Below are 13,185 nucleotides of genomic sequence, written 5' to 3'. Positions count from 1 at the left end.
GACGTCAGAGGCCGAGGGTCTTCAGGCGGTTCGCGTGGGCGCGGAATACCGACTTCGGGCTCGTCTGGAAGGGCGCCGTGATGCCGAAGAGCTGGTTCACCTCGTCGAGGTGGTTCATCTTGTAATCGTCGCGGATGACGTCGCCGAGGTGCGAGCTGCAGCGGCCGACGAGCCCGTCGTTCGCGTCGTCGTAGATGATGCCCGTGAGGCCCATCGGGTAATCGGAGACGTCGAGCACGTTCGTCACCTTCGAGGTGCCGGACCACGAGAAATACCGGATCCCGTTCACCACATGCGCGCCCTCGCCGCACCACGCCGCCGGCAAGCCCGCGCCGTAGGTCGCGTTGTACGCCGCGGAGCCTTCGGACGAGAGCGACTCCAGCGCGGCGATGGAGTTCTGCGGGCTCGTCTGGCCGGAGAGCAGGCCGAGGATCGTCCCGAGCGAGTTCGCGAAGAGCGAGAGCACGGCCTCGGAGAACCCGCCCTCCGTCATGTTGTCGCGGAGGAAATCGGCGAGGTCGGCGCCGTGGTGCGGCGAGCCCACGCTCGTCACGCTTGCGACGAGGTCGGGCCGCATCGTGGCGACGTACCGGATGTCGAGGCCGCCGTGGCTATGGCCGATGAGGTTCACCTTCTTGGCGCCCGTGACCGCGACGATCTCCTCGACCTGCTGGAGGAGCTCCTCGCCGCGCGCCTCGGTGGACGAGAACGCGGGCACCTGCGTCACGAAGACACGCGCGCCGCCCGACGCGAGCGACGACTCGATGCCGTGGAAATAGTCGACCACGCCGAACAGCTCGTCGAAGCCCGCCATGCCGTGGCAAAGGACGATGGGGAATTTCGTTTGCGTGTACGTGTCGGTGTACCCATTGGCCGCCGACGTCGATGTCTCCTCCGCCGCCGCGAGCTGGTTCGGCGACTCGCCGCCACACCCGCCGATGAAGGCCGACGCGAACATCGCCGTGCCAAATGCTGCCGCCCGACCGAACCGAACCCCCAAGCCAATGTTCCAGCGCATGTTCAGGCCCTCCATCCTATCCGAATGGCACCGTCCATGCCAGAGGATCGAATGACGCGTTGCGCCTGGAACAAGCCATTGTGGCTGCAACGGCTGGGCGTGATGGTGATCTGGATTGAGTCAAACGAGATCCAGGGTGGATCGTCGGTGCATCGGTCTCCTCGATCCACGCCGCGTCACTGGAGCTTGAATTTGAACGTGAGGATGTAACGCACGCTGATGGGCCGGCCGCCGTACATCATCGGGCTGTAGCGCTGCTGCGCGAGCGTCGTGTTCACCGCGGGGTCGAGGAACGGGTGCCCTTTGAGGATGCGACAATCCCGCAGCCTGCCCTCCGTGGTGATGACGCATTGCGCGATGACGGTCCCTTCGATCCGCTGTCGCGCCGCGTCGCTCGGATAAGGCGGCTGCGCGGGGCCGGCGAGGAGGACCGGGCGGCCCATCTCGGAGGTCCAGCTCAACGTGGTGTTCGTCGGCGGCGGCTCCGGCGGAGGCGTCGCAGTCCCCGTGCCGGTCGGATCCCCGCCGAGGACGCCGTCTGGCTTACCATTCGGATCGCCGCCATTGCCCGTGCCATCCGGCGCCGTCGCACCGTCCCCGACCGCGGCGGCAGGCGGCTCGTCCGTTGGTTCGGGTTCGGTCGGCTCGACCTTGGGTGGCTCGTTCGTCAGGATTGGGACCTGCGGGCGCTTGGGCCGAGGCGTTTTCGGCGGCGCGGCCTGTGGGGGTTGGGGGGCCGCGGGGCCCGGGGATCCCAGCAAGGCCGCCGGTTTGGGCGGGACCTGAAACACGACGACCGGCTCGTCCTCGTTCGAGGAGGCTTTCTTGCCGGGGATCGCGAACACAATGACCGCGGCGAGCGCGTGCGCGCCAATGGAGAGAAGAGCTCCGGTGCCGAGGTGCGGACGAGCGCCCTCGTACCGGCCCATGGCCGATTCGAACACGAATGCCTCCTTTCCAGGACGAACGAGGTGCGTCCCGGAGCAACCTATTTCAAGACCGATTCACTTCGGCAGAACGAGATTGACCTTCGAGACGTACCGCACGGCAATGGGCTCTCCGCCCTGCGTCGCCGGCGAGAATCGCCACGTACGCGCGGCCGCGAGCAGCTCGGCGTCCATGTGCGGCAAGGATTTCAGGAGCCGACAATCCCTCGTCGCGCCTGTCGCCGTGATCTCGCATTGCAAGAGGGCCATGCCCTCCACGCGAGCCTGGAGCGCCTCGCGCGTGTACACGGGATCCCGACCGCCGATTCGCTTCGGCTGGGACATGGTCCCTTGCTCGAACGGGCGCACGGTGACGTTCGGCGCCTCGGGTTTGGCCGGGAGCACCTCGGGCGAGCCTGCGTTCTCCACCCTGGCGATCTGCGGAGGCACGGCCTCGGGCGCGCGGGGTTCCTCGGACGAGGGAGGTTCGTCCGCCACGGTCACCTTCGGCGGCGGCGTGATCGCATTCGGCACGCCACGCGAAGCATTCACGGGCGCCGCGACACGATGGGGCTCCGCGTCGTGGCCCTTCGCCTCGGCGCGAGGCGCGGGCGCGGGGATTCCTGCGCCGAGCTGGAGCTCGGGGTATTGCAGCGGCTCGTCCGCGGGCCCCTTCGAGGCCTCGGGCCGATGCATGGGCTGCGAAAGGAGCGTGATTCCGACGAGCACCACCTGCGCCGCCGCCACGAGCCCAGCGCCGAGCCGCCCTTTTTGGAAAAAACCGACCGGCTTCCCGGTCGGCCCGAGGACGCTCTGGAACAATATGTGCGGCGTCGCCTGCGCCGATCGTTTCGCGCCGGCCATCGCAGCCCGTACCGGCCGAGGTTCGGGCCTTTCGGGCTGCATCGGGGTCGCCAGGCGAGGCCTGTTGTTTTCCCGCGCCGGAATCTCGTGCGCCTTCGCCACGCGCGCCGGCTCGATTCCGAGCGCCGCGAGGGTTCGCGCCTTGGAGCCCGCCGGCGCCCGATCGGCTCGCGCCGAGCGCAGGAGCGCCGTCGCCGCGTCGTCCCCCTTCTCGTCGAGCAGCCTGCGCATCTCGCTCACGGCCGCCCCCTTCCTTGGGTCCCCACGACCCGCGCCGAGATCCTCGCAAAAAGCTCCCGCGCGCGCCGGAGCCGCGACGCCACCGTTCCCATCGGCAAATCGAGCGCCCCGCTGATCTCCTGCATCGTGAGCTCTTCCAGCTCGAAGAGCACGAGCACCGTCCGGAGATCCTCCGGCATCGCCGCGAGCACCTCGTCGAGCAGGGCCCGCAGGCGTCGCTGCTCCACGATCTCGTCCGGCCGAGGCCCTGCATCCGCCCGCGCGTCCGCCACCTCGTCCGCCTCGGGGACCTCGCGCCGCCGGCGTTGCGCGCGCTTGGCGTGCGAGGCGACGTGCACGGCCGTGCCCATCAAAAACGCCTTCTCACGCCCCGGCTGAATGGCCGCGAGTTTCCCCGATGCCACGACGAACACCTGCTGGGCGCAATCATCGAGCTCCGCCGCCGGCACTCCGAGCCGCCGGAGAGCCACGTACACGGCGTCGAAATGCGCGTCGATCATCCCCCGGAGCCGCGCCTTCTCCGCGTCGCCTTCGCCGCCCCTGGCCCACCCCTCCTCGACCGCGCGAGGCTCGTCCGCCTCGCAGACCTCGGCGCCCGAGAAGAGGATGTCCAGGTCGGAGACGAGGGTCACGTGTTCACCCTCCGTTTCGACGAACGGAGCCCGGCGGCCACGCAAGGCGCGGCGAACGCAGGGAGGACATGGGCGAAAGCGGGGGCCACGTCTCTACCATGCCCGGTCCGGGGCACGTTGATCACAGAAAATGTGGGGGCGTGCGATCTCCGAAATGTGCGGAGGACGACGGCTACTTCGACTCGCCCGGCTTGGGCAAGCTCGCCGGATCGTAGATCCCGCTGCTTTCGATCTTCCCCCACCGGTCTTCGAGGGATTTCACCCAGCCCGGGTCGTGGATCTCCGTGAGCTTCTTCTTCCACGCCCCTTCGAGGAAGCTCGTGCTGAAGGGATCCCCTCGGTCCTCGGGAATGCCCACCTCCGTCTTGCACACCTGCATCTCGTAGCCGCCCGGGGAGGGCTCGGCCTGCTTCAGGCAGAGGTCGTATTTGCTCTTCCAGTTGGAAATCTCGAGTCGTTGCACGAGCAGCGCCTCCGCTTGTTTGAGGAGCGGATGGAGGCGCTTGGCGTCGGCATCGACCAGCGCTTTCGCCTCGGCGGCCTCGGGGCTCGTGGGGAAGAGCTTGGCGATTTTCTTGCCGAGGTCGACGCAGGAGCCGGTCCCGTCCGGCTTGCAGGCGGCTTTCACCTCGTCGAGAAGGAGGGCCGGGCCATTCTTCGTGAGCCACTCCTTCGCCTTGTCCGCGACCGGCGAGCTTTGCCCGGCGAGCTCCTCCATCTTGGCCCGCGCCGCGGCCTTGTCCGCCGAGGCGTTGGCTTCCTCGAACGCCGCCGCGCTGCTCATCGCTCGCGTCTTTGCGAGCGCCTCGAACGCGCGTTTCGCCGGCGCATCCGTGACCGTCGCCGACAGCTCCTTGGCTTTGCCGTATTGCTCCTCGGCGACGAGCGTGGTCGCCTCCCGGACCGTGAGGGCCTCGATTCGTTGCTTGGCCACGGGGCAAAATGGCGAGCCCTCGGCGGCCTTGCAGACCTCGGCATACAGCGCCTTGGCCTCGGCGACCTTGCCAGCCGCCTCGGCCTCTCGCGCTTTCGACATCGGCTCCTTGGCGGCATCGCAGCCCGCGAGCGCGAGGGCGAGCACCACGATGGCCTGGGCAATGGGTCGGCTCATTTCGCACCTTTCAGGGCTTTCAGCGGATCCTCGCCCGTCGCGACGGCCCCGGAGCGGCGTGCCTCGTACGTCGCAATGACGCCCGGATCGCCGAGCGCCGCGACGCGCCTGCGGAAGAGCGAGTCCTCCGTCTGCCGCGCGTCGAACCGCTCGTAGGCAGATTTCCCGTCGTCGTAGATGTCTTCCTCGCAGGCGCGAATGCGCTGGAATTCGGCCTCGATCTCGGCGGTCTTCTCGGCCATGCAGAACGTGAAGGCCAGGTCCTTCTTGCCTCGCTGCATGAAGACGCCGATGAACCTGTCGAGCTCGGCGCGCGCCTTCTCCGTGCGCTTTTGCTCGGCGTCGTGGGCGGCCTTGGCCTCGTCGAATCCGGGCGGCTTCTCGGGCAGCGCCGAAAGCTTCTCGAACGTATCGATGCAGGAGCCCTGATGCTCCGGGCCACACGCGGCCTTCACCTGCGCTACGAGCAGCCCCGGCCGCTCCTTCTCGATCCAAGCCTTCGCCAGCGCGGCCGCGGGCGTGGTCCCGTCGGCGAGCGCCTTCATCGTATCGAACGCGCGCGCCTTGTCCGTATCGGCGGCGGCCTGCTCGAAGCGAACGCCTTCGGTCAGGTCCTCCTTGCCGAGGCGCGCCTCGATGTCCTTGGCCGTGGGTTCGTCCGCGGAGGCGAGGGCGCGGAGGAGCAAGCGCTCAGCCTTGCCGAATTCGTTTTTTTCGACGGCCTTCGTCGCGGCCGTCACGAGCGCGCCCGCGGCCCGGGGGCCGCTCTGCTGGCATTCCGGGCTCGCCGGCCCCTCGGCGCAGACGAGCTCGAACTTCTGCGCGGCCTCTTCGAAGTTGGCTTGGGCTTCGAGGTTCTCCGCCTCCTTGAAGGAAGGCGGCGGGCCCGAGCATCCGCCGATCAACACCGGCAGAAGGACCAGGAGACATGTACGTACGAGCACGTCGCGAGTAGAGCCGCGCCCGCTTGGCCTGTCAATGTCTCAGGCTGCCTTGCACCGCGGGCACCACGTCGTGGGGCCTTCGTGGGGCGCTCGGTGGAGGCGGCGGTGCCTGGAGCTGCGTGCCCAGACGATGAGATTCACGCGCCGACCGGATCGCAAGGGATGGACGCCGTGCCGGTGGGCGCCCGCGTGCAAGATCGCGCGGCCCGCGGCGGGCTGCCATTGCCACGCCTCCGCGTCGTTCGCCGGGTCCTCCCGATGCGCGTCGCAACGAGCGCCCCGGAAGTACACCTCGGCCCCTTCGAAGGAGAGCCCGAGGCACGCGTTGAGCGTCACCTCGCTATCGTCGACGTGAAACCCGAGGTCGGTATCGCCGTTCTCCGCATACTCCACGATGAACGCGTGCTGGTGATCGAGGCTCGAACCGTCATGCTCCGGGAATGCCCACTTCGTGAGGGGCGCGAGCCAGGTGTAGAGGAGCTCATCCATCGCGTCTTCGAGCCCGAGCTCCGAAAGCACGACCCCCTGGTGGTTCATGCTGTTCGGCCGGAGCGGGCGCACGCTCCGGTGGCGGCTCGCGTGCTCGAATGCGTGGATCTCCCGCAGGAGGGCCTCCCTGTACTCGGCCGAGAACAGCGGGAATTCGAGCACGCCGGCATGAGGGCGCTCCACGAGCCCTTCGAGGGCCTCAGGCGTCCCGGCCCGCACCGCGCGGACGAAGCCGGGATCGAGGCATCGCTCGGTGAGGTCGGACAGCCACGTCTGGCGGAGCGAATACGAGGGGCGCGTCATGCAAACGCGAGCGTACCACGATAGCCGCTCGCGGGAGCGGCTCAGTCGCGGAGCAGCGAAGGTACGGCGGCGAGGAGGTAGACCGCGGAGGTGCCGGCCATGATCGATTGCGCGATCACCGCCGCAGGCCGCTCGACCGGCTCGCCGCGGAGCAGCGCAGGCAGCTTGCCGAGCCCGCGCGCCGCCCCGGCGAGGCCGAGGCCTGCCACGGCCGTCGCGCCCACGAGCGCGGCCTTCCGGGACGATTCCCGACGGGCGAGCAGGCCGAGCCCGAGCGCCGCCGCGCCCACACCCGCGGGGATCAGCGCCGTCTTGTGCTCCCTGCCTGTCGCGACGAACCCCCCGATGCCGAGCGCGGTCAAGAGACTGCCGTACCCGATCGTCCAGCCTGTCATGACGTCGAACCCTCCTTCGGTCGGGACATGCGGCGCGCCGCGCATCCCGTGCTGCCCATTCATGACACGCCGCGTGGCGCCACGCTCGATACGTCGAGGGCAACGGGACCGGCGGGCGCGACGGACGCGGACGTCAGCCACCCCCGAGGGCCTGCACGGCGCCCCGGGGGTGCGCGCGTCATCCGCGCTTCTTCGGCGCAGGCGCGGCCCGGCCTTCGATTTCCTTCCGCAGCTTCTTCCAGTCGCCCTTCGGCAGCTTGCGGACGGCGTCGGCGATGCGGGCCCGCTCGTCCTCCGCGGGGAAGGCGAGGATGTACAGGGGCGGGATATCGAGCGCGCGGGCGATGCGATCGACGGTCTCGATCGTGATTGCAGCGAAGCCGTGCTCGATGTTCGAGAGGTGGCCCTTCGAGATCGAGCTCGCCTCACCGAGCGCGGGCAGGGACATGTTGCGCTCGAGCCGGAGCTCGCGGATGCGCGCGCCGGCCTTGGAGGAAAAGGGGCTGGGTTCGGTTCGTCGGGGCATGGGTCACCTCTCGTCAGCGAGGATTCCCCCTTACCACAACATGCGCGGAAGACAAACCACCCAGTTCGTCCGACCCGTAGATTTTGGAGAGGGCCTTCGAGAACCAGCCTACACCCCGAGGCGGCGTGGGATCGTTTGGCCCCCCCGTACATAGTTGTTGATCGTTCCCGGGAAAACTGGCAGAGTCCCGGCCGGGCGAGATCCGACCCACGGCCGGAGCGAGGACGGGGAGACGAGGCCGGCGCTCGGGTTCAGAGCCCGACGTTCATCACGGGCAAGAACGGCAGCCCGCCCTCGCTCGAGAGGTTCACGAGGCCGAGCTGCACGCCGCGCAGCCGCGCCGCTCGATTGACGAGCCCGACCTGGAGCCCCGTGACCTCGCCGCCGACGTTCACGACGCCGAACGTCGCGCCCTTCAATTCGCGCGAGAGGTTGACGGCGCCGAGCTGCGCGCCGTACACCTCACCCGAGCCGCTGATGAACCCGGCCTGCAAACCATAGAGGTTCTTGCCCGTGATGTTCACGGCGCCGAGCTGCGCGCCGTGGTGGCTCTTGAACGTGATGTTCACGGCGCCGAGCTGCGCAAGCATATACGCGTCGTCGAGCACGCCATTGAACGCGGCGGCCTGCACGACGCCCCGGAAGTCGTCGCCGACGAGATTGAGGACCCCAGCGACCTGCAAGGCGCCGCGATATTCTTTGAGCGTCGCGTTGAAGGCCGCCCCCACCTGCATGAAGCCGCGGAAGTCCTGCTTGACGAAGCTGGCGAGCCCGACCTGCCCGATGCCGCCGAACGTGCCGGCGCCGTTGTAGCTGCCGACCTGGAGCCCGCCCGAGAAGCCGCCGTTGACGATGTTGCCGAAGCCGAGCTGCAAAATCCCGTAAGAATTGCCCTTGACCTCGTTCACGATGCCCACCTGGGAGGCGCCGTAAAAGTCCTTCGTGTTCCGATTGGCCGCGCCGATCTGGAGGAGCCCGCGGAAATCCCCGTCGATGACGTGGTTGACCGCGCCGAGCTGGAGCAGGCCATAGAAATGCGCGCGCTCGAGTTGATTGAACGCGCCGATCTGCGCCGCGGTGACGATCCTGCTCTCCAAGCCGTCCTCGGGATCATCGAGGACATGGTTGTACGCTCCGAACTGCAGCCCGCCTACGAAATGCGCGGCGTTGTTCCAGGGGCCGAGCTGCCCCAGGCCGTACAACGCGGCCGCCGTGTTTTTCCCGAGCGTGACCTGGAAACCGCCGTGGAAGCTCTCCTCGATCCGCGACGTGACCAGGCCGAGCTGCATCACGCCGACGAATCGTTCGGCTCGGCTCTCGTACGGGGCAAACTGGAGCAGGCCGTAAAATTCTTTCGAGGCGCTCTTCGCGAGGCCGATCTGGGTGAGGCCCACGAAGGCGTCGGCCTCGGGGAAGATCCCCGGATGGACCGCGTACCAGTCCGAGAGCGGCGGAGGCGGTGGAGGCGGCGGAGGCGGCGGGGGCGGCGGAGGTGGGGGCGGGGGCGGGGGCGGCGGCGGGAGATCGCCGCCCGCGACCTCGAGCGGAGGACGTGTCGGCGCCGAGGGTTCCATCTCGGGGCCGGCGATCTCGGCTTCGTCTTCGCCCACGTTCGCCTGCGCGGGCGCGACGAGCGCCACCATGGAGAGGCAGCCTGCGAGGAGCGTGAAACGCAGAGGTCCGGTTTGCATGCCGTGTACCATGGAACGTCGGGAGCGCGGCGATCTTACATGCCTTCGCACCCGAGAGGGCCAGGACGTTCTCTGACCGCCCCTCCCTCTCTCTCCCTTGCGGCCCCGACGAATCCGGAATACTCCGTCGGTATCCGAACGTTTTGCCGGAGGTGCATGCTTGATCTCGAATCGATCCTTCGTCGCCATTTCGTTTGCGGTCGTCCCGCTCGTCCTGTTCGCCTGCGCCAAGGGGAATACCCGTCCCGGCGGTGAAGGCGGTGCAGGAGGCGAGGGGGGCGACGGGTGGGGCGGGCCCGCGCAATCCTCGAGCGGCAGTGGAGGAATGGGCGGCAGCGGCGGCATGAGCGGCGCGTCGAACTCGGGCGCGGGCGCGTCTTCGTCTTCGTCCAGCGCGAGCAGCGGATCGGGTTCGTCCTCGTCCTCCGGCAGCGGCGGCGGCGGAAGCGGCCCTTTGCCCATCGTGCTCCTGCGTATCGGTGACGGCGTGACGGCGCTCTCCTCGGCGGCGTCGCCGGTCACCATCGAGTGGCGCCTCACGGACGGCTCGGCCATGCCAGGCTCGCCGGGGACGACCGCGATGCCGCAAGTGATCTCGGGCTCGAATTACAATCTCACGTTGTCGGGGACGGCGTCCTCCGAAGGACACCTGTCGCTCTCGGCGAATGGCAAATACGTCTTCCTCGCCGGGTATGCCGCCGACGTGGGCGCGCCGAACGTGAGCACGCAGCTCGTGTCGCGCGTCGTCGGCCGGGTGGACGCGTTCGGCAACGTGAACACCTCGACCTTGCTCTCGGGCGCGTTCAACGCCAGCAACGTGCGCGGCGCGACGTCCTCGGACGGCACGTCGATCTGGGTCTCGGGGAACAGCACCACGAGCGGCGGCATTCATTTCATCACGCTCGGCTCCAACGCGCCCACGCAGATCCTCTCGAACCCGCTCAATACACGCTGCGTGCAGATCTCCGGAGGTCAGCTCTACGCCACGTCCGGCGCGGGCACGTTCGTCAACGTCTTCACGGTCGGCTCAGGCCTCCCCACATCGGTCGGACAAACCGCGACGTCGCTCCCGGGCCTGCCCACCGCCAGCGCGAGCCCGTATGGGTTTGTCTTGCTGGATCTTTCGGCCGGCATCGCAGGCCCGGATACGCTTTACATCGCGGACGATCGGAGCCCGGCGAACGGCGGCGGAATTCAGAAATGGACGTTCGACGGCTTCTCGTGGTCGCTCGTGGCGACGTGGAACGACGGCACGGCGGGCGTGCGGGGCCTCGCGGCGACGCCCTCGGGCGGCGGCGTGCGGGTCGTGGCGACGACCGCGGAGAACAACGAAAACCGGGTCCTCACGCTCTTCGACGACGGCTCGGCGTTCCCCGAGATCGTCATCGCCACGATCGCGCCGCCGAATACCGTCTTCCGCGGCGTCGCGTTCGCCCCGCAATAAAAGAGACGGTGTGCGCGGCACTGGGCCTTGACAAGGGCCCGGGCGCCCGGGACCCTTCTGCCGATGTCTCCCCTCCTCGCGCACGGGCCGTCGGATCTCCTCGAAGGACGCTGGGTCCCGCTCCCCGGTGACGCCATCACGTCGCGAAACCCCACGCGTCCGTCCGAGATCGTCTGGCAGGGCAGCCCCGTCCCCGCGCATGCCGACGCGGCCGTCGCGGCAGCGCGGCGCGCCTTGCCCGCGTGGGCGGCGCTCCCTGCCGAGCGGCGTTTCGCGGCGCTCCGCCGCTTCCGCGACCTCTGCAAGGCGCGCGCGGCCGAGATGGCCCGCCTCATCACCGACGAGACGGGAAAGGCGTTATGGGACGCGCGCGCCGAGGCCGATCTGCTCGCGGCCAAGGTCGACATCACGCTCGACGCCTCCGAGCACGGCGGGCTTCGGCGGGTCTCGGGCTTCGAGATTCCGCTCTCGGCCTCGCGCGCCGGGCGCACCTGGTTCCGCCCGCACGGCGTCATGGTCGTGCTCGGCCCCTTCAATTTCCCCGCGCACCTGCCGAACGGGCACATCATCCCCGCGCTCGCGCTGGGGAACACCGTCGTGTTCAAGCCGAGCGACAAGGCCCCGGCGGTTGGACAAACCCTCGCGGCGTGGCTCGTCGAGGCGCTCGACGCCGAGGGCGCGCCGCCGGGCGTCGTGAACCTCGTGCACGGCGGCGCGAGCGTCGCGTCGCGCCTCGTCGCGAACCGCGACATCGACGGCGTGCTTTTCACGGGCTCGTGGCCCGTGGGCCGGCGTATCCTCGAGGCGAGCCTCGATTGGCCGGGCCGCGTGCTCGCGCTGGAGATGGGCGGCAATGCCCCGTCCGTCGTCCTGCCCGACGCGGACCTGCGGCAAGCCGCGATCGAGGTCGCGCGTTCGGCGTTCGTCTCGACGGGGCAACGCTGCACGTGCACGCGGCGGCTCGTCGTGCACAGCGCCGTGGCCGAGCGGTTCGTCCGGACGATCGTCGAGATGGCCTCGAAGCTCCGCGTGGGGGACCCGCTCGCGGATCCGCAGCCGTTCATGGGGCCGATCATCTCGGCGGAGGCGCGCGCGGCCGTGCTCGCGGCGCAGGAGCGGTTCGCGGCCGGGGGCGCCGAGATCCGGCTCCCGGCGCGCGCCCTCGAATCCCCGTCGGGTGGCCATTTCCTTTCGCCGGGGATCGTCCGTGTCGATCGGTTCACGCTCTCCGAGGACGGACCCGGCGCGGACGTCGAGGTGTTCGGGCCGCTGCTCCGGTATGTCGTCGTCGATTCGGTGGACGAGGCGATCGCGCAGGCGAATGCCACGCGGTTCGGGCTCGCGGCCTCGATCTTCACGAAGGACGCGGGCACGATCGAGCGCTTCCTCGCCGAGGCGCGCGCCGGTTGCGTGAACGTCAACACCGGCACCGCGGGCGCGAGCAGCAAGCTCCCGTTCGGCGGGATTGGTTTGTCCGGGAACCATCGGCCCGCGGGGGCCTTCAGCCTGGATTATTGCGCGTATCCGGTGGCGGGGATGATCGAGAGCGGCGCGACGGCGCCGCTGCCGATCGGCATGACGTTCGAGGAGAGCTGGCTCGACGAGGGGGCGAAGCTCAGTTGACGTTCGGATCCGGCGCGGCGTTCGTCGCGTCGGACGCGGCCGCCTTCGCCTCGTCGGCCTTCTTCGGCAGCTTCTCTTCGAGGGTCGCGAGCCGCTCGGCCGCGCGTTCGAGGGCGCGCGCGCTCGTCGTGAGCGCGGTGCGTCCGTACCCGAGGCTGAAGCCCGCCCATTTCACGGAAGCATCGACCACGACGTCGTACACCTCGCGCGCCTTCTGCTCGACGCGGGCCGACGCGGCCTTCACGTCCTTCAGGCTCGGGATCTTCGTCTCGCTTTGGGTTTGCGTCTCGACCATAAGGGATGCCTCCTGTTCGTTGGAAAGCCCTCGTCCGGCAGGACATGCGCCGCGCGCGGCACCGCGGAGGGACCCGCGCGAATCGCGCAACCAAGCGCCGCCCCGCGAGCGTGAAGCTCGCCCCGGACGTGGTTCGGATGTGTCCGTCTATTTATGACGCGACGTGTTACGTGTCAAGACGCGGCGCGTTGATTCTCCAGATTACCCCTGGATCAGCACGGATCAGGCGGCTCGGCGGGCGGAGGCGGCCCGCGTCACGGCGGAGACGAGGGTGTCGACCGCGTGGGGGCAACTCCGGAGGTCGATCGCCTCGCGGAGGAGCGGCTCGTGCTCGTGCTCCGCCGTCGTCGTGAGGACGAACGTGGGGCGCGAGCCGACCTTCGTTCCGCGGAGGAACGTGAGAAACGGGACGCTCTCGTCATGCGGAGAGACGTCGTAGACGACGACGCGTGGATCGTGCTGGGCGAAGAGCGCGAGCGCCTCCTCGGGCGCCACGACGAGCGAGCTCAGCGCGGCCGTGACCGCGCGGAGGCCCGACGCCTCGATCTCTTCGGCGAGCGACCTCGCCACGGCTTCGTCTTCATGAATGATGGCCACGACGGCAGGGTGCTGCATGCACGGGATCCCAGGCAGGGCGCGTGCCTGGCCGCGCCGCGTCGCGCTCGCACGCTCGCGGTGTCCGCC

At 69.1% G+C, this 13,185-nt stretch carries 14 protein-coding genes; 2 read left to right on the top strand and 12 right to left on the bottom strand.

The window, feature by feature from the left end:
- Positions 1–4: 4 nt before the first annotated feature.
- From QHF89_RS04690 to QHF89_RS04645, 10 genes are all read right to left on the bottom strand, one after another.
- A complete protein-coding gene (locus tag QHF89_RS04690; protein WP_136967397.1) occupies positions 5–958 on the bottom strand; it encodes an esterase/lipase family protein in 954 nt (317 codons plus the stop codon).
- 236 nt (positions 959–1,194) lie between these two features.
- The gene (locus QHF89_RS04685; RefSeq protein WP_136967311.1) at positions 1,195–1,962 is read right to left on the bottom strand and encodes an energy transducer TonB; all 768 of its coding nucleotides are present in this window, start codon (positions 1,960–1,962) and stop codon (positions 1,195–1,197) included.
- 60 nt (positions 1,963–2,022) lie between these two features.
- Positions 2,023–3,039 (bottom strand): TonB family protein, encoded by a 1,017-nt coding sequence (locus tag QHF89_RS04680; RefSeq protein ID WP_284720143.1) that lies wholly within the window; start codon positions 3,037–3,039, stop codon positions 2,023–2,025.
- Between the two features lie 5 nt (positions 3,040–3,044).
- Positions 3,045–3,680 carry an RNA polymerase sigma factor gene (locus QHF89_RS04675; protein WP_136967313.1) on the bottom strand — a complete coding sequence of 212 codons (636 nt, stop codon included), beginning with the start codon at positions 3,678–3,680 and terminating at the stop codon, positions 3,045–3,047.
- A gap of 172 nt (positions 3,681–3,852) precedes the next feature.
- Entirely contained in the window at positions 3,853–4,791 is a 939-nt protein-coding gene (locus QHF89_RS04670; RefSeq protein ID WP_136967314.1) for a hypothetical protein, read from the bottom strand.
- Positions 4,788–5,735 carry a hypothetical protein gene (locus QHF89_RS04665; protein WP_136967315.1) on the bottom strand — a complete coding sequence of 316 codons (948 nt, stop codon included), beginning with the start codon at positions 5,733–5,735 and terminating at the stop codon, positions 4,788–4,790. Before QHF89_RS04665 ends, QHF89_RS04670 begins: the two co-directional genes overlap by 4 nt.
- A gap of 39 nt (positions 5,736–5,774) precedes the next feature.
- Positions 5,775–6,527, bottom strand: coding sequence for a hypothetical protein (locus QHF89_RS04660; protein ID WP_136967316.1), 753 nt, complete (start codon positions 6,525–6,527; stop codon positions 5,775–5,777).
- Between the two features lie 41 nt (positions 6,528–6,568).
- On the bottom strand, positions 6,569–6,922 hold the full coding sequence (locus QHF89_RS04655) for a hypothetical protein (protein WP_136967317.1): 354 nt from the start codon (positions 6,920–6,922) through the stop codon (positions 6,569–6,571).
- 178 nt (positions 6,923–7,100) lie between these two features.
- Entirely contained in the window at positions 7,101–7,448 is a 348-nt protein-coding gene (locus QHF89_RS04650) for a helix-turn-helix domain-containing protein (protein WP_136967318.1), read from the bottom strand.
- A gap of 251 nt (positions 7,449–7,699) precedes the next feature.
- Positions 7,700–9,139, bottom strand: coding sequence for an LA_2272 family surface repeat-containing protein (locus QHF89_RS04645; RefSeq protein WP_284720058.1), 1,440 nt, complete (start codon positions 9,137–9,139; stop codon positions 7,700–7,702).
- A 160-nt stretch (positions 9,140–9,299) separates the two neighbouring features.
- Here QHF89_RS04645 and QHF89_RS04640 point away from each other — a divergent pair, with 160 nt between their 5' ends.
- Positions 9,300–10,583: a hypothetical protein gene (locus tag QHF89_RS04640; RefSeq protein ID WP_136967321.1), complete on the top strand. Its 1,284-nt coding sequence runs from the start codon at positions 9,300–9,302 to the stop codon at positions 10,581–10,583.
- Positions 10,584–10,646: 63 nt separating this feature from the next.
- Complete coding sequence (locus tag QHF89_RS04635; RefSeq protein WP_136967322.1) at positions 10,647–12,206, top strand: aldehyde dehydrogenase family protein; 1,560 nt, start codon at positions 10,647–10,649, stop codon at positions 12,204–12,206.
- Here the strand turns inward: QHF89_RS04635 and QHF89_RS04630 are convergent.
- Together QHF89_RS04630 and QHF89_RS04625 are read right to left on the bottom strand one after the other, a co-directional pair.
- Positions 12,199–12,501, bottom strand: coding sequence for a hypothetical protein (locus tag QHF89_RS04630; protein ID WP_136967323.1), 303 nt, complete (start codon positions 12,499–12,501; stop codon positions 12,199–12,201). The two genes, QHF89_RS04635 and QHF89_RS04630, sit on opposite strands and share 8 nt — an antisense overlap.
- Positions 12,502–12,723: 222 nt before the next feature.
- Positions 12,724–13,116: a hypothetical protein gene (locus QHF89_RS04625; RefSeq protein WP_136934230.1), complete on the bottom strand. Its 393-nt coding sequence runs from the start codon at positions 13,114–13,116 to the stop codon at positions 12,724–12,726.
- Between the last annotated feature and the right edge of the window lie 69 nt (positions 13,117–13,185).

Origin of the sequence: Polyangium sorediatum, from assembly GCF_029946465.1 — a bacterium.
Taxonomy (GTDB): domain Bacteria; phylum Myxococcota_A; class Polyangia; order Polyangiales; family Polyangiaceae; genus Polyangium; species Polyangium fumosum.
The sequence above is the reverse complement of the archived record's forward strand: the minus strand, read 5'-3'. Positions and strand labels throughout refer to the sequence as shown.

What these genes read in the sequence shown, in the direction of transcription:
- QHF89_RS04690 (WP_136967397.1), bottom strand. Translation starts at nt 958, where the DNA reads ATGTTCGCGTCGGCCTTCATCGGCGGGTGTGGCGGCGAGTCGCCGAAC.
- QHF89_RS04680 (WP_284720143.1), bottom strand. Translation starts at nt 3,039, where the DNA reads ATGCGCAGGCTGCTCGACGAGAAGGGGGACGACGCGGCGACGGCGCTC.
- QHF89_RS04670 (WP_136967314.1), bottom strand. Translation starts at nt 4,791, where the DNA reads ATGAGCCGACCCATTGCCCAGGCCATCGTGGTGCTCGCCCTCGCGCTC.
- QHF89_RS04660 (WP_136967316.1), bottom strand. Translation starts at nt 6,527, where the DNA reads ATGACGCGCCCCTCGTATTCGCTCCGCCAGACGTGGCTGTCCGACCTC.
- QHF89_RS04655 (WP_136967317.1), bottom strand. Translation starts at nt 6,922, where the DNA reads ATGACAGGCTGGACGATCGGGTACGGCAGTCTCTTGACCGCGCTCGGC.
- QHF89_RS04650 (WP_136967318.1), bottom strand. Translation starts at nt 7,448, where the DNA reads ATGCCCCGACGAACCGAACCCAGCCCCTTTTCCTCCAAGGCCGGCGCG.
- QHF89_RS04645 (WP_284720058.1), bottom strand. Translation starts at nt 9,139, where the DNA reads ATGCAAACCGGACCTCTGCGTTTCACGCTCCTCGCAGGCTGCCTCTCC.
- QHF89_RS04635 (WP_136967322.1), top strand. Translation starts at nt 10,647, where the DNA reads ATGTCTCCCCTCCTCGCGCACGGGCCGTCGGATCTCCTCGAAGGACGC.
- QHF89_RS04630 (WP_136967323.1), bottom strand. Translation starts at nt 12,501, where the DNA reads ATGGTCGAGACGCAAACCCAAAGCGAGACGAAGATCCCGAGCCTGAAG.
- QHF89_RS04625 (WP_136934230.1), bottom strand. Translation starts at nt 13,116, where the DNA reads ATGCAGCACCCTGCCGTCGTGGCCATCATTCATGAAGACGAAGCCGTG.